The organism is Photobacterium swingsii, assembly GCF_024346715.1.
Taxonomy (GTDB): Bacteria; Pseudomonadota; Gammaproteobacteria; order Enterobacterales; family Vibrionaceae; genus Photobacterium; species Photobacterium swingsii.
Map to the genome: position 1 here is coordinate 3,284,861 of NZ_AP024852.1, position 21,264 is coordinate 3,306,124.

Genomic DNA, 21,264 nt, shown 5'->3' on the forward strand with positions numbered 1-21,264 from the left:
GTAACCACGAGAGGGGTTACCACTCATTGTCCCAATCTATTTTTTATAATGGTAGCAACCAATAGAATATCAACAAACCGATTGTTTGCTGATGCCGTTTTTCAGGCAATAAGCTAACCAATCGCCAAGGAAGCGGTTAACTTGATGTTTTTCATCTTGTTGATGCATTCGCATATTGGGGTAATCATACCTTGGCTTCAAGCGCGAAATCTGCTGCGCTGAACACACTTCTGCCACTCGTGCATCGTGGTACAAGCGAATAATTAGATGCGGATACATATAGACAGGGAGTGATGCTTCGTCTTGCTGAAGCAGTTCAATCACCGTGGTATAGCGCGTTGACTCAGTAATGGTTATCGTATATTCATGACCAAAAACTTGATACACACAGCTGTCTCCTACCTCATCAGATTTTGGTAGTAATGGGAGCAGCTTCGCATAGTTGGTTTCATACAAACGCATGATACCAGCAAGATCAACGGTATATCGGTTCTTCAAACTTAATCCTTGCACCATAGCTGTTGGAGACGTAAATAATTTAGCTGCAACCATTGTAGCGCAATGATAGAAGCCGCATTTTCTATTTTACCAGATTCTACCCATTGGTAGGCTTGTTCGCGCGACACCACATGAACACGAATATCTTCGCCTTCTTCGGGTAAACCATGAATGCCCGAGGCAAGCTTGCTTTCAACACGACCAACAAACACGTCGAGGGTTTCAGAACAACCGCCTGAACTGGCAAGGTAACGGGTGATTTTCTCCACCTCATTGACCTCTATCCCAGCTTCTTCGTGAGCTTCGCGACGAGCAACCTCTTCTGACACTTCATTTTCTTCAATCATGCCCGCAACCATTTCAAGCTGCCAAGGTTCACAATCCGCCGCTAATGCACCGATTCGAAATTGCTCCACCAGCACAACTTGATCGTGAAACGGGTCGTAGGGTAACAACACCGCAGCATGACCGCGTTCAAACATTTCACGATTGAGCTCATCACTCCAACCGCCAGAAAAGAGTTTATGCTTGAAGGTGTAAGACACCATTTTGAAGAAGCCCTGATACAGCGGCTTTGTTGACAAAATTTCGACATCATCCTTGGTATACACTACCTGCGCTGACACTGTGGTGGAATCTTTGCTCATGTTTGTGTTCTCCTTTAGCACTATTTTTCCACTCAAGTTGAATATCAGCAATGATTTTATTCAACATTTTTGATAATTATTGTGATTTTATTTAAGTCGTATAATTTTTTATATCGCTTACAATCTTATACAGTAATATCAATGATGTGATTCAAGTTTACGAACCAAGGTTTCACACTTAATAACAATTATAAGTAAAATAGCGAATTGATCAGTTTACTGTCAGCATTCTTTCGTTACACTGATCGCTTGCACTATTTTGACTGTCAGGACCAGGAAAGGCATCCATGAAAAAATTGCTCCCACTCTTTATGAGCGTAGCCCTAGGTAGCATCAGCCACTCTGTATTGGCCGATGACCTTGCCGAAATTTATCAACAAGCGAAACAAAATGATCCGCAACTATTAAGAGCGGCTGCGGACAAAGATGCGTCATTTGAAGCAATCAATTCATCGCGTAGTACTTTGCTGCCACAGATCAATCTGAATGCTGGCTACAATGCCACTGAACTAGCAGATAATAATGCATCAAACGACAACGGCTTTAATGCTGGTATGACCCTTAGCCAATCTATCTACAATCGTGCTAGCTGGGTAAACCTAGACATTGCTGAGAAAAAAGCGCGCCAAAGCGATGCTTCTTTTGCTGCAACGCAGCAAGGTTTGATCTTGCGTGTAAGCCAAGCGTACTTTGATGTACTTAAAGCGATGGACGACCTAGAGTTTGTTCGTGCTGAAAAAGCGGCAGTTGGTCGTCAACTAGAACAAACCAAACAACGTTTTGAAGTGGGTCTATCTGCGATCACTGACGTACATGATGCGCAAGCTCAGTACGATAGCGTATTAGCTGATGAAATCTTGAAAGAAAACGCGTTAACCAACAGCTATGAAGGTTTACGTGAGATCACAGGTCAAGAGCACACAGATCTCAACATTTTGGATACCGCTCGCTTCTCAGCTAGCCGTCCACAATCTAAAGTGCTGCAATTGATCCAAGACGCAGAGAAAGAAAACCTGTCACTACTTACAGCACGTATCTCGCAAGATATCGCACGTGATAGCATTGCTTTAGCTGAATCTGGCCACCTACCAACACTAGGATTTAACGCTGGTTACAACTACAACGAACTTGACCCATCATCGTCTGATAACGGTAAATTAACGGCGGGTATTCGCCTTGATCTGCCTGTGTACAGCGGTGGTAAAACAAGCTCTGAAGTAAAACAAGCACAATTCTCGTACGTATCAGCAAGTGAGCAACTGGAAGGTTCTTACCGCAGCGTTGTTAAAGATGTTCGCGCATTCTACAACAACATCAATGCCTCTATTGGTGCACTTCGTGCTTACCAACAATCTGTCATTTCAGCGCAATCTGCATTGGAAGCCACAGAAGCAGGCTTTGAAGTAGGTACACGTACTATCGTTGATGTACTTGATTCAACACGTCGTCTATACGATGCAAACCGTCAACTGGCGAACGCACGTTATGACTACATCCTAAGCCAACTTCAGCTAAAACAAGCTGTTGGTTCGCTTAACGAACAAGACGTGACAGATATCAATGCTGGCTTGATCAAAGCGAAAAAATAACTCTGTGCTCATCGCTGCCATGTTTCGTCAGCGACTACCAGATACAAAAAAAGCGCCCATCGGCGCTTTTTTATTACCCGCTAATTAGCCTATCGTAAGGCCTATCTACGATTAGCCACGACCACCACGGATCGCTTCAATGATTTCAGTGGTAGAACAGCCATCTTCAAAGTTCAGCACCAATACTTGACCACCAGCGGCAATCACTTCTTGGCCACCTGCAATTTCTTCAGGTTTGTAATCGCCACCTTTCACCAACAGTGTTGGTAGGATTTCACTGATCAGACGTTGCGGCGTTTCTTCGGTAAAAGGAACCACCCAATCAACCGCACCTAACCCCGCCAGTACCGCCATACGACGATCTTCAGGGTTCACTGGGCGACCAGGACCTTTCAGCGCTTGTACCGATGAATCTGAGTTCACCGCCACAATCAGGCGATCGCCCAATTTTGCCGCTTCATTCAAGTAAGCCACGTGGCCAGCGTGCAAGATATCGAAACAACCGTTGGTCATCACCACTTTCTCACCACGCGCACGTGCAGTTAGCACAGCTTGTTTTAGCTGATCTTCAGCAATCACGCCAAAGCCGCTATCTTGGCTACCGTGAATCGCATCAGTCAACTCAATCGTTGATAGGGTTGAAGTACCCAGTTTCGCAACGACAACACCCGCTGCTGCATTGGCAAGCTTACACGCATCAGACAGTGATTTACCTGCTGCAAGCGAAGAGGCCAGCACAGAAATCACCGTATCGCCGGCACCTGTTACATCGTACACTTCTTGCGCTTGAGTCGGCATATGCAATGGCTCTTGGCCACGCTGTAACAAGGTCATACCGTGTTCACTGCGGGTTACCAATAGCGCTTCGAAGTCGAATTGCTCCATCAAGGCAAAGCCTTTTTCAACGATATCAGCATCGCCATGCACTTTACCGACCACGGTTTCAAACTCAGACAAGTTTGGAGTCAGCAAGGTTGCACCACGGTAACGTTCAAAATCCGCCCCTTTTGGGTCAATAAGAACAGGCACACCCGCTTTACGTGCCATTTGGATCATAGTTTGAACATGCTCCAATGCACCTTTCGCGTAATCCGACAAGATCACGGCTTTCACTTGCGACAGTGATTGCTCAAGGCGTGGCATGATCAAATCAGGGTCCACATCGTGGAAGCCTTCTTCGAAGTCTAAACGGATCAGTTGCTGACCACGGCTCATCACACGTAACTTGGTGATGGTAGGGTAATCAGGCAGCGAGACAAAATCACAACGTACTTTTAGCGACGATAGTTTTTCCGTCAACGCTTTCGCTGGCTCATCAATCCCGGTAAGGCCCACTAAGCGAGCATGACCACCCAAGGCTGCAATGTTCATTGCGACGTTAGCTGCACCACCTGGACGTTCTTCAATCTGATCAACTTTAACTACGGGTACTGGCGCTTCTGGCGAAATACGCCCTGTTGGCCCATACCAGTAACGATCTAGCATGACATCACCGACAACGAGCACATCAGCTTGATCATAATCAGGAAGAGTCAATTTCATTTTTATCTCCGGGAAAGTGAAAACTGCGAAATAGTATCACAAAGCAAAAACAGCAAACACTCAGCCAGCGCTTGCTGATCATTAAATTATTCGGCTAACGTATCTGATTCATCGTGTTTAGCCAAATATTGTTGCCAAACTTGGCGAACTATCGCCCGCTCGGCACTGAATTGCTGCTCATCAACGTAAGCAGATTGCCCCAATAAGTTTAAGCGATGAATCGCATCACGCATGGCACAGTACGCCGACTTAATGGTCGTAACTTGTTCTGGCGACATTTGATCATATTCCGCCATCGTATCAAAAATGCGTACATTGTCAGACCAATACGCTAACGCTGGGTTCTCAGAAGCATGTTGTAAGACCAAGTATTGGGCAATAAATTCAATGTCAGTAATGCCCCCTTCATCTTGCTTCAAATCAAACAAGCCGGCTTTTTTACTGCCAAGGTGCTCACGCATCTTATGACGCATCTCAATCACCTGTTGACGTAATGCCGTTTCCTCGCGTTCTTGCATCAAGGTCTGCTGACGTACTTGACTAAAACCTTGTTGCAATTGCGCATCACCATAAATTAAACGCGCTCTCACTAAGGCTTGGTGCTCCCAAGTCCATGCTTCTTGCTGTTGATATTCATCAAAGGCCTCCAAGGTACTTACCAACAAACCGGATGCGCCCGATGGACGCAAGCGCACATCGACTTCGTATAAGACCCCCGACGCAGTTCGGGTCGAGAACAAATGCACAATCCGCTGTGCTAAGCGTAAATAGAATTGGCGACCGTCGATTTCTTTCTTGCCTGTGGTATACACATTGGCTGGGCAGTCATGCAGGAACACCAAATCCAAATCTGATCCATAGCCAATTTCCCAGCCCCCTACTTTGCCATAACCAATGACACCAAAGCCTTTACCATCACGCCCTTCAAGATGGCTTGGTGCACCATATTTCTCGACCATTTGCAGCCAAGCCTGATTCACCACGGCTTCCACTATCGCTTCGGCTAAATAGGTTAAGTGATCACTCACTTTCATCAATGGCAATGCACCCGCAATATCGGCCGCGGCAATCCGTAACAGTTGTGCTTGCTTAAACTGACGAATAGCTTCCATCTGCTGCTCCATATCCTCTTCAGGGATACGAGCCAGATACTCACGCAATTCTTCACGGTACTGGTGCAGCGGGGTTGGGTTATACAAGTGCTGCGGGTCAAGCAACTCATCCAGCAAAATTGGGTATTGCGCCAGCTGCTCGGCCACCATAGGGCTCGCCGCACATAAGCGGACTAATTGGTCGAGTGCCGCGGGGTGTTCACCGAGCAACTCCAAATACGTGGTGCGGGTAGCAATACGAACAATCAACTTGGTCACTCGTCCTAACACTTGCGCAGCATCAGGACGAGTGACTATGCGACTCAATACACACGGCATCAGGGTCGCTAATACTTCGCGTCCACGAGGCCCTAAGGTACGTTTCGCTAATTCAGCTTTCATCCCCAGTAAAGTACTGGTTTGCTGGGCTGGTTCATGCACATCCAGCTCGGCAAAAATCGAGAGCAAGACTTCTTCATCTTTACTCATTGCCCACAGTTCTTGATATTGCGGACCTGCAATACAAGCGCTGTCATTTTCATCTTCATCGCTACCCACAATAGCATCAAATACCAGATGAACATCGGCCATATGCTGTTCAGTCGTGGTTAACAGTTGCTGCCAATCATCAAACCCCATCGCAATCGCAAGGCGCACTTGATCCAGCGGTTTGTCAGGCAAGGTTTGGGTTTGTTTGTCATCGATGGCTTGCAGTAAGTTTTCAAGTTTACGTAAGAAGCAATAACCACGTTCAAGATCATCGACTTGCTCTGGTGGTAAGAAGCCCTGATGTTTAATAGCCTCGAGCGTTTCAATCAAGCCGCGGCCACGTAGGCTTGGTTCACGGCCACCACGAATTAACTGGAAAGATTGTGCGATAAACTCGACTTCACGAATGCCGCCCGCGCCCAACTTAATGTTATTACTAAGCCCACGACGACGTACTTCGCTGCTGATCATCGACTTCATACGGCGCAAAGCTTGAATGGCGCTAAAATCGATATAACGGCGGAACACAAACGGACGTAGCATTTGACGCAATTCTTGATATTGGCTAAAACTTTCACGCCCCATCACGCGGGCTTTGATCATCGCGTAGCGTTCCCAATCTCGCCCTTGTTCTTGGTAGTAGTCTTCCAATGCCGAATAGCTCATCACCAGTGGACCGCTGTCACCAAAAGGACGTAAGCGCATATCCACTCGATAGCAAAAACCATCAAAGGTTTGTTGGTCTAAGGCTTTAATTAAGCGCTGACCTAAACGAGTAAAAAATTGGGCATTGGCAATGCTACGGCGTCCGCCTTGGGTTTCACCGTTTTCTGGGTAAGTAAAAATCAGGTCAATATCAGAGGAAAAATTCAGCTCTCCGCCGCCGAGCTTGCCCATGCCTAAAATCAGCATAGGTTGCGCTTCACCGTCAGCATTAGTAGGTGTGCCCCATTCACTACAACATTGTTGATATAGCCAATGATAAGCCTGCATAATCAAGGCTTCAGCTAACATCGACAGGTGATTCAAGCTATCGGGCAGCGTCGAACGCCCCATAAAATCACGCCATGCAATCCATACCATCTCACGACGACGAAAAGCACGGAGCTCACGCATCAACCCCGCTTCATCACGAACATGGCTCAAGCACTCGGCTAGTTGGTCACGGTAATCATCACAGCGTGATGTATCATCCAGATGCAACGCCAGCCAAGGTAATAGCTGCACATCACGCACCATGGAGGCACAAATAAAGTCGCTAAACCCAAGCGCTTGCATCAATTCTGCTTTACGTGAATCAGGCCACTGTGCCAATGCATCAGGGTGGGCCGCTTGCAGCTTTTCCCACGCTTTGGATGCTGCTGCTTGCAAACGCTCGTTGTGATTCATTACTCGTCCTCAATCTGTTCCTTGATAAATGCTCAAGCACTACCGTTCTAAAATACCACAGCTCCCCGCTGGGGATAAGATAACAAAACGCCCGCAATCGCGGGCGCTAAAGCTATCAATTTATCTGTCACCAGCCACTCGGCTAAACATGGAAAGCCTGAATTTTTTTCTCTAAGTCAGAGGCTTGCTCTTGCATCACATCAGAGGTTTCTGACAATTCAGTCACCACCATCACAGAGGCTTCTACGAGCTCACGGACGTTACTCAAGTTCTGACTCATCTCTTCCGCGACCGAACTTTGCTGCTCTGCGGCTGAAGCAATGTGGAAATTCATATCGTTAATGTTCGTCACTTGCTCAACGATTTTATCCAACTCGCCCCCCGCATTTGTGACCAACTCAACACCTTCGGCGGCTTCCACCACACTTTGCTCCATCAATGACACAGCTTCTTGCGCACTGTTTTGCAACTGCGTGATCATATCTTGAATTTCGACCGTTGCAGTTTGAGTACGCTGAGCAAGGTTACGCACTTCATCGGCCACCACCGCAAAGCCACGGCCTGCATCACCCGCACGGGCAGCTTCGATGGCGGCATTCAGGGCCAACAAGTTAGTTTGCTCTGAAATACCTTGGATCGTCACAATTACGCTACTGATTTGCTCAACACGATTTTCAACCTGATTCACCGCACCCGCTGATTGGCTGATGTCTTGAGAAAGCTGATTGATCGTCCCGATAGTTTCAGCCACAAAACGTTGACCTTGTTCAGCTTGCTCTGACGTTCCTTCCGTTGCATTCGAGGCTTGACGCGCATTATCGGCCACGGTTTGCACCGTTGAGGTCATTTCGCTCATGGCTGATGCCAGTTGATCAATTTCCGCAAATTCTTCTTGCGCCGACTCTTTGGTTTCAACCATGCTGATCGACATCACCTCCGCTAACCCCGATAGCTCGGTAGAGGCTTCACGTTGATTACAGATCACATCACGCAGTTGCACACGGGTTTGCTCTAGTTCTCGCGCTAAATCACCATACTCATCTTTACATTCCATAATGATAGGCTGTGATAAATCACGCTGAGCCAAGCGCTTAATGCTGTCTGCAAGGTAATTAATTTGGCGAAGCATGATGCTAGAGCCACCTAATAAGATGACCATAAAGGACACGATCATCAGACCCGTTTGCCACGCAACTTGGATCAAGTAATCGCTATAGTAACGATCGGCTTCAGATGAGGGCTGCGATGCAACCAACACCCAATCCAAATTAGGCATAGTTACCGCATGTTCGAATCGCTCACCTTGGCCCAATACAATATCCCCAGCACCTTGCAGCTGAGATAAGTAACCCGACAACGAACCGCCTTGCTCCATTTGGCTCGCAAGTTGATTAATTGAACGTGCGGTAGGATGACCAAAAACAGCCCCAGTATCACGCTCAACCAAGTAGAGATACGCACCCTCACCGAAGCTATTTTCTTGTGCCATGATGGCGGTTTCGGCTAATTTTTTGCCATTGTCGGCCTGTGCTAACAAGGATGTCAGCAAAGCCACATTGGCATTGGCGACTTCTTTGGAACGATCTTGCTGAATCTTAACAACACTTTGGTAAAACGTATTCGCATCCCACAACTGCTTACCAATCAATAAGACGGTACTGAATACCATGAGTAACACTAACTTAGGGACTAAACGGATGTCAGTGATCCCTTTTTCCCATGGCTTGAAAACCAACGTTGCCATTCTTAATCTCCATATTTAATAAGCTCGCGAAACCCGACTATTGATGCGTTATAATATTGATCGCACAAAGAAATTGCGCTGGGTATTCACTCAAGTGCCGTGATTATACTTTCACAAGCTAGATTCATTACGACCATACTATATGTCGGCAGCTAATAGGGAAAATTGAATGTCTAAAAAAGTCGATGTCATCAAACACGAACTCAACCCTATGAGTTTGATGTCACTGGTATTATCGATTATCTCCTTAGCCATAGTGACTAGCCTCATCTTCATCCCAAAAGCCGATGATGTTTATACACTGCTCTTTGGTATTGATACCTTTATTTGCCTGTTTTTTTGGTTCCAGCTACTTACTGATTTATTCAGAAGCAAGCACAAATGGGCATATTTAAAAGTACACTGGATCGACTTTGTTGCCAGCTTACCCATTATTGAACAAGTCCGCTTTGCTCGGGTTATTCAAGTTTTTCGGGTAATGCGACTGATCCGTTCAAGCAACCAGATCCTTCATTACATCCGCAGTAACCGCCGTGAAGCGACCGTTGCTTCTATCTTCTTACTCCTCACATTACTCGTGACCGTAGGGTCTGCGCTGATGCTAATGATCGAAGGTGATATCCCCGAATCCAACATTCATGATGCGAGCGATGCGCTATGGTGGGTATTTGTCACGATCTCTACCGTCGGCTATGGCGATCACTACCCTGTGACGACACTGGGAAAAATATTGGCCGCGGCTATTATCGTTTGTGGTGTGGGGTTATTTGGTATGGTGGCTGGCCTAGTCAGTTCAATGATTTCCGACCCAGGCAAGCTTAAGCATGAAAAAGAGCAAGAACGCCTGCACCAACAAGAGTGGCAACAAATGTTAGCGATACAACAAGAGTTACTGCAACGTTTAGATCATCTAGAAGAGCGCATTGTCGCTGAGCGAGTAAAAGACCCAAAAGCGACGCTCAACGCCACACCACCACCCCCTAAATAGCACTAACCACATAAACAAAAACGCCGCCAGTATGACGATACTGGCGGCATTTTTATCAATATTAAATGGTGTAGCGCTACGGCCAGTACGGCGATAGCTCAATCCCAATATGGCGCGTTTGATTCATGGCATGTAATAGCGACTCTTCACGTCGTTCGAGCCATTTTTCCATTTGCACTAAGTCATCTTCTTGATGGTCTGCTAACAATGTGCGGATAGGCTCTAACTGGCGCAAGTCTTCAATGCCACGTAACAGGTCAAGCCAAGGCATTCTAAAGCCCGCACGCTTGTCTTCATCGTATAAATTGGCAAAGCATAACCCGCTCATCAAATTGCGAATCAAGCGTGGCTGCTGATCACAATATTCCACCCGATCAAGTTGGCGCTCCGCAGGAAAGACATCCTGCAGCTCTTGCCAAGAGCGTGCTAACGTTGCATCCGCATAAGGTTTTACGCTACCTGCAAGCTTAGTACGGCCTTTATCATCAAGGAATGGCTGCCAACCTCGGCTTAAAATCCAACGACTTAAATCGAGTAATAGGTTGCAGTAACGCGACGATTGCATTAATGCCAGCATCGCCTCTTCATCAGGCAAGGCCTCTTGACGCTCATGCAGTTGCTTCACTAGCACTTTCTGCGCATTCAGCTTACGCAGCATGTACGCTTTGTCTGCCAACAACTGTTCAATGCTTGCCGCTTCTTCTAGCCAATCCAGTTCACCTTCAAGCCATTGCAGTTCTTGGCGCAGTAACGCACTGGCACGGCGTGGGATCATGCCACCAAACAAAACAAAGACCTGACGAATTAAGCCTAGCGCCTGCTTAATTTGGATTAATGCATTGGCATCTTGGCGTTCCGCATAGATTTGCTCATGGCGATGCCAATGATCCAATGCATGCTCTAAGGTACGTACAAATACGGTTTCAACCGATTCATCAGCACGCAATGGCATGAAGTCCAGCGTGGTGATCGCATCACCTTGATAACCTGATGCTAAGCGATAACCTCTTGCGGCTTTACTCAAACTACCAAGGCGCATACCGCCGTCGGTACAAAGTTCACGCGCAAGCGTAAACAGAGCATCGGTCTGGCCTGATTTAAGCTCAAGTTCAACTTCGCAAATAGGATCGGTTAAGCCATTCGTGCTCACATCACCTTGATCGAAAGCTAGCTCAATTTGACTGCCGTCAGGCATCGCAATTAGCCATTGCTGACGTTCAAAATCAGTCGAAAAGAGCGGCATAAGCTGTTGCTGAACATCAGCAACCACGAAAGACTCAGGCCATGCATCAGCAGGATGCAGGCTAAGGTCAGGATCAGTACCATTGGTTTCAGCATTGTATTCTGGGCGCTGATGCAAACCTGCAACTACACGTCCTGCTGTCTTCAATGTCTGGACAAACACATCATCAAAACGACGGACCCGAAGGCCAATATCGTGCTGGCGAAGAATTTGGTCTGGGGTGTCGAAGTAAATGTTCCCTAACATTCGACTACTTTGTTGCAGAATTTTCGCTTGTGATATTTTGCTCAACAATTGACTCGAAAATTCTGGTGAGACGAAAAACTTCAGTTCTATCTCGGTTTCCATATGGGTACCTATAAACAGTGGCAAACCAAGGATATTTCCTTATACGCTCGGGGGCAAGTGAGAAATATCAACAAAACCTTGATCAAAATGGGTTCCCCTGCAGAAACTTATACGTTACCATTCGCGCCTCTGTGACCATCGCTCAAGATTTAGCCATATCGTAGGCACTCTTTAGGTTGATCGGCTATGCCAGTAAATACAATTATGGGGCTCTTTGCTAAATCCCCAATCAAACCACTGCAACGTCACGTTACTCGTGTAAATGAATGTTGCGAACTGCTTGTTCCATTCTTCGAAGCATGTAATGCAGGAGACTGGAAAAAGGCATCGATGATACGTGAGCAAATCTCGCAGCTTGAAAAAGATGCGGATGTGCTAAAGCGTGAAATCCGCCTTAAGCTTCCTCGTGGGCTTTTCATGCCAGTAGATCGTACTGACATGTTAGGTCTTCTAACCCAACAAGATAAGCTTGCTAACTTATCCAAAGATATCGCTGGTCGTGTCTTAGGTCGTGAGTTACAAGTTCCTTCTACAATGTACCCTGATTTTCTCGCGTACGTTCAACGTTGTCTTGACGCTGCCGAACAAGCACGTCGTGTGATCAACGAACTGGACGAACTGCTTGAAACAGGTTTCAAAGGCAGAGAAGTGACTTTAGTTGCGGAAATGATTAATCAGCTTGATGTTATTGAAGATGACACCGACAGCATGCAGATAAAATTACGACAACAACTAATGTCCATCGAAGACCAATACAGTCCGGTGGATGTCATGTTCCTGTATAAAATTCTCGAGTGGGTTGGCGGCATCGCTGATCAGGCACAACGTGTCGGCTCGCGACTAGAAATCATGCTATCGCGTTCATAAGCGAAGAGAATTAACAAAAACAAGGTTTTACAATGGAAATCCTGGCTAATTACGGCACCATTCTTATTTTGGTGGCGGCTATCTTTGGTTTTATGATGGCGATCGGTATTGGTGCAAATGATGTAGCCAATGCAATGGGTACATCAGTTGGTTCAAAAGCACTTACTGTTAAACAAGCGATCATTATTGCAATGATCTTCGAGTTTGCTGGTGCATATTTGGCTGGCGGTGAAGTTACCGATACGATTCGTAAAGGGGTTATCGAGACTTCTCTCTATGCTCAACAACCTGAAGTGCTGGTATACGGCATGATGTCAGCGCTACTTGCTGCTGGTACATGGCTGCTACTTGCATCTTACATGGGTTGGCCGGTATCTACGACTCACTCTATTATCGGTGCAATCATCGGTTTTGCGTGTGTGTCTGTGGGTACTGAAGCTGTCGACTGGAGCTCTGTTCAAGGTATTGTTGGTAGTTGGTTGATCACACCACTGATCTCTGGCTTATTCGCTTACATGATTTTCATTAGTGCACAGCGTTTAATCTTTGATACCGATAACCCACTTGTAAACGCTAAACGTTTTGTACCTGTTTACATGTTTATCACTGCACTTGTTATTGCATTGGTAACCATCAAAAAAGGTCTTAAACACGTTGGCCTTCACCTTTCATCAGGTGAAGCATGGATGGCTTCTATTGCCGTTTCAGCTGTCGTTATGTTTTTCGGCTATGTTTACATTGGCCGTAAATATACCGACGATGGTAGTTCAGTTGACAGCAATGGCTATGCCGGCGTTGAACGTGTATTCAGCCTACTAATGGTTGTAACCGCTTGTGCGATGGCGTTTGCACACGGCTCAAACGACGTAGCTAATGCGATTGGTCCACTGTCTGCTGTTGTTTCCACCGTGGAGCACATGGGCGAAATTACTGCGAAAAGCCAAATTGCATGGTGGATCCTTCCACTTGGCGGTATTGGTATCGTTGTCGGCCTTGCGACCATGGGCCACAAAGTAATGGCGACTGTTGGTACAGGTATTACTGAACTAACACCAAGCCGTGGCTTCGCTGCTCAGCTAGCAACTGCTTCAACCGTTGTACTGGCTTCTGGTACTGGCCTTCCAATCTCGACCACACAAACACTTGTTGGTGCGGTACTGGGTGTTGGCTTTGCGCGCGGTATCGCGGCACTTAACCTAGGTGTAGTACGTAACATCGTTGCATCTTGGGTTATTACACTCCCAGCAGGGGCATTGCTTGCAGTCATTTTCTTCTACGGAATGCAAGCCATCTTCGGTTAATTAGTGGCACAGGTTCAAAAGAGGGAGGCTTTGCCTCCCTCTTTTCTTGCACCTTGCGCGTAAAATTTTTAGTATCTGACCCCATATCGTGTTCAGGCTCCTCAAGGATCAAATCGTGAAGCAACTAATCAGCTTATTATTACTCGCTTGCGCTGTGCTGACTGCACCTGCGCATGCAGAACAAGTACGTTATATCTCTGACGACTTGTTTACTTACATGCACAAAGGCCCAAGCACACAATTCCGTATTATCGGTAGTGTGAATGCAGGTACTAAGGTTTCGTTACTAGAAACCAACAAAGAGACAGGTTACAGCCGTATTACCGATAACCGTGGCCGTACTGGCTGGGTTAACAGCAAATTCATTTCACGCCAAGTTGGCTTGAAAGACCGAGTTCCAGCCCTAGAGAAAGAGCTAACAAAAGTGAAAGCCGCTCTAGCTGAAGCAGTGAAATCAAGTGACGAGCAAAATGCTGGTTTAAAAAACTCACTGAAATTGCGTAACAATCAAATCACTGAGCTTGAAGCACAAAATACCAACCTAAACGATCAGTTAACGACCTCTCAAGCTGAAATCCGAGAGCTGCGTGCTAAAATCGATACCCAAAAAGATGACCTGCTAATGCGCTGGTTTACTTACGGCGGTATGGTCGCTGGTGTTGGCCTGTTGCTTGGCTTGATACTGCCGCATTTGATCCCACGTCGTCGTAAGAGCAACAACGGCTGGGCATAATATTGATGAGCTACCCGTACCAAATAAGCGGATAGTCACGAATAAAAAAAGGGTAGCCTCTCGGCTACCCTTTTGTTTATCTGTTCTTTCACTCTGACACGGTTACCACTCTGATAACGCTGGCATGGCGATACGGTAGTTTTCAAAGTCAAACACAATCTGACGCGGTTCAATGCTACGCAGAGTCACCCCTGGCGCAATGGCATCACCTTCAAAGATTTCTCGACCATTCACTTTGACCCAACGGCTTTGCGCATTGGATGAATAGATGTGCGCTTGTAAATTCATGGTCGGCAAGCGTTGCTGTACCGCTGCGGGCAAGTCTCCAATCGCCATAACAGCATTAGCTGCTCGCGTAGTTGAAGTGCTGGCCGTAGTATTCGACGCGTTAGGCGCTGCGCCATTTTGTGTCACCGCCTGCTGGCTCTGGGCAGCAAAATCAGCACTACCTTCTGTACTGTCTGTTGCGGCTATGGCTGATTGCAATTGGCTGGCCAGCTCAGGAGATAAGCCCGATAAATCGAGCTTATCTAAATTCCAGCTATCATCTTGTCTGCTCGACGGCTTCGCCGAGATCACCTTAGGCGCATTCGGTGTTACCTTTACCTCTGAACCACCATATGTGTCGACTGTATTATTGGTCACCAGAGCTCGCGATTGATCCCAATTCGCCTCAGGCAAAGCTTCGGTGATCAACTCGGGGTATGGCAAAAAGCTTACCTCTGATAAGACATCATGCTGTGCATAGACACGCTCAGCCATCGCCGTCTCTTCCTGACCGTCGAGTTCCTGCTGAGCATTATCAATACGCGCCAATGTTGTCGTGCGAGCCTCCGTAGTATGGAGCTCTGCGCTTTGCTGCCCAACAGTGCTTATATAAGGCTGTAGCAGCGTATAACCAACAACGGCAACCACGGGCAAGGTAAACAGAACAATGCTGCTCCAACCACGACGAGACACAGGCGTAGCTTGCTGTTGCGCATAGGTTGGCATGGTCAACGTGGATTGTGTTTGGTAATTTTGTTCTGATTGCGCAATGGCGCTAAATAGTTTCGACATTAGCTTTCCCTCGGCTGTAGTGTCGGCCCAGGTAAATCCAAAGCGGCATCAAGTACCATCAATGTTTTTGGCCCTGCGATACCATCAGCAGATAAGTTCTGCGACTGCTGAAAACGGCGTAATTTATCAAGCACACTTTGATCAAAGCGATTATGCGATGTCATCGGTTCACCCAGTAAGGTGCTAAGTTGTTGATTAAGCCATTCCACGCGTTCACCACGCTGACCAAATCGAATACTGGTTTTATCGCCAAGCGGTGGACGCCACAGTAAGGTGTAATCACCCAGCCAATGGCGCTCAAACCAAGCATGACTCACCGCTAAACGCTGCCCACCAACCAATAGTTCAACCTGCTCACGAGAATAACGATAGAGCACTGCGAAATAATCACCGTACTCCTCGCTGTGCATCTTCATTAATGCAGGGCGATTAATCAGCGCTAATCCACTAATGGTAGCGCCACTATCTGCTGAGCTATCTGTGTAGCAAGACAAGTACAAACGCTGACTGGTCGAACAATTTGCTTGGCTCAATGAAGTCTCGTATCCCCATAGTCGATATAACGTCTGCATGGCATCACGATCACTACGACTTTGCGCAATCGCTTGTGCTAACAATACCGCTTCTGATTGAATATTAGGCCTTACTTGAGGCTCCACCTCTGATGGAGGTTGCGCAGTGCGCGAGACAGGTTCCACCAACGAATCCAATGCGACCTTTTCACTACTCAACCACGCTTGCTGCTGAGCAAACCAATAGCCACCAAGTGCCACTGCGATACCCAAGGTTAAGGCGGTTAAATGCTGCATCACCGAGCTTGGCACATAGGCCATCGATTCTCGCCCCGTCGCTCCCAGAGCAGGATTACTCGGCTGATGCCAACTCAATACTTCATCACAAGCCTGACTCATCAAAGCTTTAGAGACCTGATGCGTGCTTTGCTGATAGGCCAATTGCATCGCTTTATCACACACTAGGTTAATCAAGCGTGGGATCCCTTGGGTTCGCTTCGCAATAACGGCTGTGGCGTGATCATCAAAGACTGCAAATAAACAATTCACCGCACGTAAGCGATAATGCACGTACTCACTCACTTCTTGCCCAGTTAAGGCCAAAAGGTGATAACGTGAAGTGATCCGTTGGGCTAGTTGACGCAGACGTTCTTGCTGCAGCAGTTGCTGTAATTCTGGCTGGCCAATCAGGACAACTTTTAACAGCTTACGGCTTTCTGTTTCAAGGTTAGTCAATAAACGCAGCTGTTCGAGCACATCAGGCATCAGGTGTTGCGCTTCGTCAATCAATAGCAGTGTTTGACGACCGTCACTGTGGTTACTCAATAAGTGTTGATAGATGGTATCCATCAGCTTTTTATAGCTGGCAGTTTCAGGGTAGGTTAGCCCAAGTTCATCACAAATAGACGCCAATAACTCTTGCGCCGACAAGGCCGGATTTAAAATCACCGCCACTTGTGTATCTTGCGTTAGACGAGCAATCAAGGCGCGTAAAACGGTGGTTTTACCCGTTCCAACTTCACCGGTTAATAAACCAAACCCACCGCCGTCAGTTAACCCATTGAGCAAGTGTGTAAGCGCTTCTCGGTGCCGATCACTCAAATAGAGGAATCGAGCGCTAGGCACAATTGAGAAAGGTGCCTCAGTTATACCGAAAAAATCCTTATACATGCTTTATACTCTGATACCGATGGAAAAATGATTCTATAACGATAAAACGCATAGTTACATGATAGGAGCTAGATTTGCAGACATATCTTGTTGGAGGTGCGGTACGTGACGCACTTCTCGGTCTCGCCGTCAAAGACAAAGACTGGGTCGTAGTTGGGGCAACCCCAGAACAAATGATTGCCCAGGGCTATAGCCAAGTCGGCAGTGATTTCCCTGTTTTTTTGCACCCAAAAAGCAAACAAGAATATGCGTTAGCACGTACTGAACGTAAATCAGGCATGGGCTACACAGGTTTCGTTTGCCATGCCGCGCCTGATGTCACGCTAGAACAAGACTTGATGCGCCGTGATTTGACGATCAATGCCATAGCGCAAGCCAATGATGGCAGCCTAATCGACCCGTACAACGGCCAAGCCGATATTGAAAACAAATGGCTACGTCATGTCTCGCCGGCCTTTGTTGAAGACCCCCTACGCGTATTACGTGTGGCTCGTTTTGCTGCCCGCTTTTCACACCTCGGTTTTCATGTTGCTCCTGAAACAATGGCTTTGATGCAAGAAATGGTTATCAAGGGGGAGCTCAGTGCATTAACACCAGAGCGCGTCTGGAAAGAGTGGGAAAAATCACTCGGCTACGCCAATCCAGAAGTGTTTTTAACAGTACTGCGCCAGTGCGGTGCATTACACGCTATCATGCCTGAAATTGATGCCCTCTTTGGTGTACCTCAACCAGAACAGTGGCACCCTGAAATTGACTGCGGCATTCACACCCTGCTCGTTGCAAAGCAGGCCGCTTTGCTCAGTGATAGCCCTATTATTCGATTTTGTGCCCAAGTCCACGACTTAGGCAAAGCGTTGACACCTGAAAGTGAGTGGCCAAGCCACAAAATGCATTGTCACACAGGCCTCAAAGCCATCAAACAACTGTGTCAACGCTTACGTGTACCGAACGATTACCGTGATACCGCGCTAATGGTATGTGCGCAACATACCAAGATCCACCGAGCGGCAGAAATGCGCCCAGAGACCTTCATCAAAATTTTCGATCAGATGGATGCATGGCGAAAACCGGAACGTGTTGAACAGCTTGGGCTTTGTTGTCGTGCTGACATTCGTGGTCGTACTGGCTTTGAAAACGATGCCTATCCGCAAGCAGACTTGTTACTGCAATGCTTTAAGGCTGCTGTTGCTGTAGCAGTCAAGCCAATTGTGGAGGCTGGATTCAAAGGTAAAGACATCAAAGAACAGTTAGCGATTCAGCGCAGCCAAGCCGTTGCCGCTGTACTAACCCAATACCGCCAAGCCGCAAGCTAACAATTATCGTAGTCTTGATGCTTAAGCTTTGGAACTGGAGCTTCAATACTTCTTACATCTCTGATTACCTATAATAAAAAAGGCTCAAACCTTCGCAGGTTGAGCCTTTTTCGCGTTTCTATACTGGCTTAAACCAATTACGCTATGCGTTACTGCATCAGCAAGAACGCAAACAAACCAACACCTAGCAATAGACGGTAAATCACGAACGGCAACATACCCAAGCGTGTGACTAGCTTCAGGAACACGTGAATACAAGCGTATGCACTCACAAACGATACCGCCAAACCAATACCTAAACCGCTCACGTCAATAGGTGTACCACTGGTCACTAGCTTCAAGGTCAAATAGCTCCCCGCCAGAAGAATGATCGGAATCGACATCAGGAACGAGAAACGGGCTGCCGCTTCACGCGTAAAGCCTAAATGCAAGGCCGCTGTCATGGTCGCACCAGAGCGCGAGGTCCCCGGAATAATAGCCGCCGCCTGTGCTAAGCCAATGAACAAGGCTTGTTTCCAACCGGTTTGATACTCATTAACTTGCTGAGTTGCACGCTTGTCTACCCACCACAGCAACAAACCAAAAATAATGGTGGTACACGCAATTACCCACGCCGATCGCAGGTACAACTCAATAAAATCTTTCATCAGCAAACCAAAGATACAGGCAGGGATCGTCGCCAATGCGATCATCCATGCCAGCTTTGATTCTGCGCTATGTTGGCGCTTAAAGATCGATGCCACCCAAGCTGATAACAAGGCAACCACTTCTTTACGGAAGTACAAGACAACAGCAGCCAAAGTACCAACGTGCACCGCAACATCAAAGGCTAAGCCTTGGTCATCCCAGCCTAAAACTTGAGAAGGTAAAATTAAATGTGCCGAGCTCGAAATCGGCAAAAACTCGGTTAGGCCCTGAATAAGCGCTAACACAAAAGCTTCAAAGTGACTCATGAGATTCCTCAAAAACAACATCAACAGGCCACAACGCCTGCTCAGTTCCAAATTCATTCCATAGCTGTGCCACAGTGCGATCGTCCCCAGGTATTTTCAGTTCAGGGGCGATCTCAGCCATAGGCCATAGAACAAAAGCAAATTTATAGATATCAGCGCGAGGTAAGGTCGGTGATGCGTGTCGCTGCACGTCGCCATAGAGCAAAATATCTAAATCTAACGTTCGGCTCTGATTCTTTTTAGCATCAGGTGCACGACCATAGTCCAGCTCAAGCTGCTTTAACGTTTGTTGCAATACCGACAACGACAACGACGTCTCAAACGCCACCACGCAATTATAAAAATTTGGCCCACTAAACCCAACAGGCTCAGCTTCAAAAATACGGGACACTTCAAAATGTACGCCTAACTTTTTCAGCTCAGTCATCGCGGCATGAATATGGTATTCACGCTCGATATTGGAACCTAGGCTGATAAAGGTGCGTATCACTTTTCGCCTCGCTCAATCTGAACACCCACACCTGCAGCATTTGCGACCGCAGTAGGTTTTGTTACTCGAACACGCAACCAAGGCACCCCAAATTGCGTCATGAGTAACGTCGCCACTTCTTCGGCTACACGCTCTACTAAGAGAAAACGACCATTTTGAATGTGGGCTGTCACCGCTTCGCTCACTGCCGCGTAATTTAGGGCATAGGCAACATCATCACTATTGGCTGCGGGACGGTTATCGTGAGCCATCTCCAAATCCAGCACCAATTTCTGTTTAATTTCCTGCTCCCAGTCATACACTCCAATAGTGGCGATAACTTCGAGTTGTTCGATAAATACTGAGTCCATGTTCAATCGCTAATTTTGTTAGAGGTCGGATACCTAATTTGAGCAAAAGCGCGTATTATCAGGTCGTAATCGTCAATTATAATGACATTCACTCTCCACTTCGCGCATAGCAGGCAAAATAAGCACTTGCCCAATACTTGCAATGGCGTGAGAGGTGAGGAACTATATCACAGGAATGAGTCACAAAAATGAAACTGAGTGATCATTATCATTCAACCGAAATGACAATCAACATGTTGTTGGCTAGCAGGATGTAACCATGACGCCATTGATACTTTTGATCATTATCGGAGCCTATCTATTAGGTTCAATTTCTAGTGCGGTATTAATTTGTCGACTCTTTGGTTTACCCGATCCTCGCGAATCTGGCTCAGGCAACCCGGGGGCGACCAATGTGTATCGCCTTGGTGGACGTAAAGCAGCGGCATTGGTGCTGGTGTGCGACATCCTGAAAGGCATGATCCCAGTTTGGGTCAGCTACTTCCTCCACGTCAATCCATTCTTACTGGGTGTAATAGGTATCGCCGCTTGTCTTGGCCATATTTATCCAATCTTCTTCCATTTCCGTGGTGGTAAAGGTGTCGCGACAGCCCTAGGTGGACTGGCACCAATAGGCTGGGATCTTAGTGGTATGTTGATCAGCTGCTGGCTACTTGCCGTTTTTGTTACGGGCTATTCATCACTTGCATCACTTTTCACCGCACTAGCAGCGCCACTCTTCACTTGGTGGGTTAAACCTGAATACACCATGCCTGTTGCTATGTTGTCTTGCTTAATAGTCCTTCGTCATCACGATAACGTGAAGCGCTTAATTGATGGCAACGAAAGCAAGATCTGGCAAAAGATCCGTCAAGGCAATAAAGCGGAAGCCGAGCAAAAAGGCAAAGTATTAGACGACTAAATCGCTTTATCACAGCAATAAAAAACGGGCCAATTCGCCCGTTTTTT

General features: G+C 47.0%; 18 protein-coding genes. 7 read left to right on the top strand and 11 right to left on the bottom strand.

All coding sequences use genetic code 11. The features are described 5' to 3' along the window. Nucleotides 1-69: 69 nt before the first annotated feature. Together OCU77_RS14810 and nudF are read right to left on the bottom strand one after the other, a co-directional pair. Nucleotides 70-462 carry a DUF1249 family protein gene (locus OCU77_RS14810; protein WP_048899497.1) on the bottom strand — a complete coding sequence of 131 codons (393 nt, stop codon included), beginning with the start codon at nucleotides 460-462 and terminating at the stop codon, nucleotides 70-72. A gap of 38 nt (nucleotides 463-500) precedes the next feature. After that, on the bottom strand, nucleotides 501-1,145 hold the full coding sequence (gene nudF, locus OCU77_RS14815) for an ADP-ribose diphosphatase (RefSeq protein WP_107303033.1): 645 nt from the start codon (nucleotides 1,143-1,145) through the stop codon (nucleotides 501-503). A gap of 287 nt (nucleotides 1,146-1,432) precedes the next feature. Here nudF and tolC point away from each other — a divergent pair, with 287 nt between their 5' ends. Next, complete coding sequence (tolC, locus tag OCU77_RS14820) at nucleotides 1,433-2,734, top strand: outer membrane channel protein TolC (protein WP_107303032.1); 1,302 nt, start codon at nucleotides 1,433-1,435, stop codon at nucleotides 2,732-2,734. A 111-nt stretch (nucleotides 2,735-2,845) separates the two neighbouring features. Here tolC and hldE read toward each other — a convergent pair whose 3' ends face one another. The 3 genes from hldE to OCU77_RS14835 form a co-directional block, all read right to left on the bottom strand. Continuing rightward, nucleotides 2,846-4,276 carry a bifunctional D-glycero-beta-D-manno-heptose-7-phosphate kinase/D-glycero-beta-D-manno-heptose 1-phosphate adenylyltransferase HldE gene (hldE, locus tag OCU77_RS14825; RefSeq protein WP_048899465.1) on the bottom strand — a complete coding sequence of 477 codons (1,431 nt, stop codon included), beginning with the start codon at nucleotides 4,274-4,276 and terminating at the stop codon, nucleotides 2,846-2,848. A gap of 86 nt (nucleotides 4,277-4,362) precedes the next feature. Beyond that, complete coding sequence (gene glnE / locus OCU77_RS14830) at nucleotides 4,363-7,245, bottom strand: bifunctional [glutamate--ammonia ligase]-adenylyl-L-tyrosine phosphorylase/[glutamate--ammonia-ligase] adenylyltransferase (RefSeq protein ID WP_107303031.1); 2,883 nt, start codon at nucleotides 7,243-7,245, stop codon at nucleotides 4,363-4,365. 142 nt (nucleotides 7,246-7,387) lie between these two features. Continuing rightward, entirely contained in the window at nucleotides 7,388-8,989 is a 1,602-nt protein-coding gene (locus OCU77_RS14835) for a methyl-accepting chemotaxis protein (protein WP_048899464.1), read from the bottom strand. A gap of 169 nt (nucleotides 8,990-9,158) precedes the next feature. Between OCU77_RS14835 and OCU77_RS14840 the strand changes: the two genes are divergently transcribed. After that, entirely contained in the window at nucleotides 9,159-9,977 is an 819-nt protein-coding gene (locus OCU77_RS14840) for a potassium channel family protein (protein WP_048899463.1), read from the top strand. A 76-nt stretch (nucleotides 9,978-10,053) separates the two neighbouring features. Here OCU77_RS14840 and OCU77_RS14845 read toward each other — a convergent pair whose 3' ends face one another. After that, on the bottom strand, nucleotides 10,054-11,568 hold the full coding sequence (locus OCU77_RS14845; protein WP_107303030.1) for a CYTH and CHAD domain-containing protein: 1,515 nt from the start codon (nucleotides 11,566-11,568) through the stop codon (nucleotides 10,054-10,056). Between the two features lie 186 nt (nucleotides 11,569-11,754). Here OCU77_RS14845 and OCU77_RS14850 point away from each other — a divergent pair, with 186 nt between their 5' ends. The 3 genes from OCU77_RS14850 (at nucleotide 11,755) to OCU77_RS14860 (ending at nucleotide 14,469) form a co-directional block, all read left to right on the top strand. Then, a complete protein-coding gene (locus tag OCU77_RS14850; RefSeq protein WP_048899462.1) occupies nucleotides 11,755-12,435 on the top strand; it encodes a TIGR00153 family protein in 681 nt (226 codons plus the stop codon). A gap of 32 nt (nucleotides 12,436-12,467) precedes the next feature. Beyond that, nucleotides 12,468-13,736 (top strand): inorganic phosphate transporter, encoded by a 1,269-nt coding sequence (locus OCU77_RS14855; protein WP_048899461.1) that lies wholly within the window; start codon nucleotides 12,468-12,470, stop codon nucleotides 13,734-13,736. A 115-nt stretch (nucleotides 13,737-13,851) separates the two neighbouring features. Next, the gene (locus OCU77_RS14860; protein ID WP_048899460.1) at nucleotides 13,852-14,469 is read left to right on the top strand and encodes a TIGR04211 family SH3 domain-containing protein; all 618 of its coding nucleotides are present in this window, start codon (nucleotides 13,852-13,854) and stop codon (nucleotides 14,467-14,469) included. Between the two features lie 102 nt (nucleotides 14,470-14,571). Here the strand turns inward: OCU77_RS14860 and OCU77_RS14865 are convergent, their stop codons facing one another. Continuing rightward, the gene (locus tag OCU77_RS14865; protein WP_048899459.1) at nucleotides 14,572-15,528 is read right to left on the bottom strand and encodes a general secretion pathway protein GspB; all 957 of its coding nucleotides are present in this window, start codon (nucleotides 15,526-15,528) and stop codon (nucleotides 14,572-14,574) included. Beyond that, nucleotides 15,528-17,210, bottom strand: a complete 1,683-nt coding sequence (locus OCU77_RS14870) for an ExeA family protein (RefSeq protein ID WP_084711811.1) — start codon at nucleotides 17,208-17,210, stop codon at nucleotides 15,528-15,530. Before OCU77_RS14870 ends, OCU77_RS14865 begins: the two co-directional genes overlap by 1 nt. A 74-nt stretch (nucleotides 17,211-17,284) precedes the next feature. Here OCU77_RS14870 and OCU77_RS14875 point away from each other — a divergent pair, with 74 nt between their 5' ends. Then, on the top strand, nucleotides 17,285-18,523 hold the full coding sequence (locus OCU77_RS14875) for a multifunctional CCA addition/repair protein (RefSeq protein WP_107303029.1): 1,239 nt from the start codon (nucleotides 17,285-17,287) through the stop codon (nucleotides 18,521-18,523). A gap of 149 nt (nucleotides 18,524-18,672) precedes the next feature. On the opposite strand, the gene OCU77_RS14880 is transcribed toward OCU77_RS14875, so the two are convergent. The 3 genes from OCU77_RS14880 to folB are packed head-to-tail and all read right to left on the bottom strand — an operon-like array spanning nucleotide 18,673 to nucleotide 20,316. Further along, the gene (locus OCU77_RS14880) at nucleotides 18,673-19,476 is read right to left on the bottom strand and encodes an undecaprenyl-diphosphate phosphatase (protein ID WP_048899458.1); all 804 of its coding nucleotides are present in this window, start codon (nucleotides 19,474-19,476) and stop codon (nucleotides 18,673-18,675) included. Then, nucleotides 19,463-19,966: a 2-amino-4-hydroxy-6-hydroxymethyldihydropteridine diphosphokinase gene (gene folK, locus OCU77_RS14885; protein WP_048899457.1), complete on the bottom strand. Its 504-nt coding sequence runs from the start codon at nucleotides 19,964-19,966 to the stop codon at nucleotides 19,463-19,465. Before folK ends, OCU77_RS14880 begins: the two co-directional genes overlap by 14 nt. Beyond that, complete coding sequence (gene folB / locus OCU77_RS14890) at nucleotides 19,963-20,316, bottom strand: dihydroneopterin aldolase (protein WP_107303028.1); 354 nt, start codon at nucleotides 20,314-20,316, stop codon at nucleotides 19,963-19,965. The genes folK and folB overlap by 4 nt, the downstream gene beginning before the upstream one ends. 259 nt (nucleotides 20,317-20,575) lie before the next feature. Here folB and plsY point away from each other — a divergent pair, with 259 nt between their 5' ends. Beyond that, complete coding sequence (gene plsY, locus OCU77_RS14895) at nucleotides 20,576-21,217, top strand: glycerol-3-phosphate 1-O-acyltransferase PlsY (protein ID WP_048899456.1); 642 nt, start codon at nucleotides 20,576-20,578, stop codon at nucleotides 21,215-21,217. Nucleotides 21,218-21,264 lie beyond the last annotated feature (47 nt).

Bases quoted from the DNA above. Each gene is read 5' to 3' on its own strand.
- nudF (WP_107303033.1), bottom strand. From the start codon at position 1,145: ATGAGCAAAGATTCCACCACAGTGTCAGCGCAGGTAGTGTATACCAAG.
- OCU77_RS14845 (WP_107303030.1), bottom strand. From the start codon at position 11,568: ATGGAAACCGAGATAGAACTGAAGTTTTTCGTCTCACCAGAATTTTCG.
- OCU77_RS14850 (WP_048899462.1), top strand. From the start codon at position 11,755: ATGCCAGTAAATACAATTATGGGGCTCTTTGCTAAATCCCCAATCAAA.
- OCU77_RS14810 (WP_048899497.1), bottom strand. From the start codon at position 462: ATGCGTTTGTATGAAACCAACTATGCGAAGCTGCTCCCATTACTACCA.
- tolC (WP_107303032.1), top strand. From the start codon at position 1,433: ATGAAAAAATTGCTCCCACTCTTTATGAGCGTAGCCCTAGGTAGCATC.
- folB (WP_107303028.1), bottom strand. From the start codon at position 20,316: ATGGACTCAGTATTTATCGAACAACTCGAAGTTATCGCCACTATTGGA.
- OCU77_RS14865 (WP_048899459.1), bottom strand. From the start codon at position 15,528: ATGTCGAAACTATTTAGCGCCATTGCGCAATCAGAACAAAATTACCAA.
- OCU77_RS14870 (WP_084711811.1), bottom strand. From the start codon at position 17,210: ATGTATAAGGATTTTTTCGGTATAACTGAGGCACCTTTCTCAATTGTG.
- OCU77_RS14855 (WP_048899461.1), top strand. From the start codon at position 12,468: ATGGAAATCCTGGCTAATTACGGCACCATTCTTATTTTGGTGGCGGCT.
- OCU77_RS14840 (WP_048899463.1), top strand. From the start codon at position 9,159: ATGTCTAAAAAAGTCGATGTCATCAAACACGAACTCAACCCTATGAGT.
- OCU77_RS14835 (WP_048899464.1), bottom strand. From the start codon at position 8,989: ATGGCAACGTTGGTTTTCAAGCCATGGGAAAAAGGGATCACTGACATC.
- glnE (WP_107303031.1), bottom strand. From the start codon at position 7,245: ATGAATCACAACGAGCGTTTGCAAGCAGCAGCATCCAAAGCGTGGGAA.
- hldE (WP_048899465.1), bottom strand. From the start codon at position 4,276: ATGAAATTGACTCTTCCTGATTATGATCAAGCTGATGTGCTCGTTGTC.
- plsY (WP_048899456.1), top strand. From the start codon at position 20,576: ATGACGCCATTGATACTTTTGATCATTATCGGAGCCTATCTATTAGGT.
- OCU77_RS14880 (WP_048899458.1), bottom strand. From the start codon at position 19,476: ATGAGTCACTTTGAAGCTTTTGTGTTAGCGCTTATTCAGGGCCTAACC.